Genomic DNA, 401 nt, shown 5'->3' with positions numbered 1-401 from the left:
GAGGCCACTGAAAAAGTCCATTATTAAATTAGGCAGTTGAAAGTTCGATTATATCGAACTTTCAACTGCCTTTTTACTCTATAATGGTTTTATTAACTGTATGTAGGTGATATCCAAATGATTTCAAATCAAGAGTCTCTTAATCTTAGCCCATATGCAGCGATATACAATATCGTTGTGCCCAAAAATAATATGCTTCGTCAAATTAACGAATTGGTCGACTTTTCCTTCATTCTCGAAGAATTAAAAACAAAATATTGTCTGGATAATGGTCGTAATGCTATACCACCAATTCGAATGTTCAAATATTTATTGCTTAAATCTATCTATGATTTATCAGATGTAGATATAGTTGAACGTTCTCAATATGATATGTCATTTAAATATTTTCTCGATATGGC

1 protein-coding gene is annotated in these 401 nt (G+C 31.2%); it reads left to right on the top strand.

Going from position 1 to position 401, the window contains the following annotated elements:
• Positions 1-117: 117 nt before the first annotated feature.
• On the top strand, positions 118-401 hold a 284-nt coding region (locus K9V48_RS28645), incomplete at its 3' end, for a transposase (RefSeq protein WP_224142362.1).

The sequence above is a fragment of the Metabacillus rhizolycopersici genome (assembly GCF_020075705.1).
The sequence above is the reverse complement of the archived record's forward strand: the minus strand, read 5'-3'. Positions and strand labels throughout refer to the sequence as shown.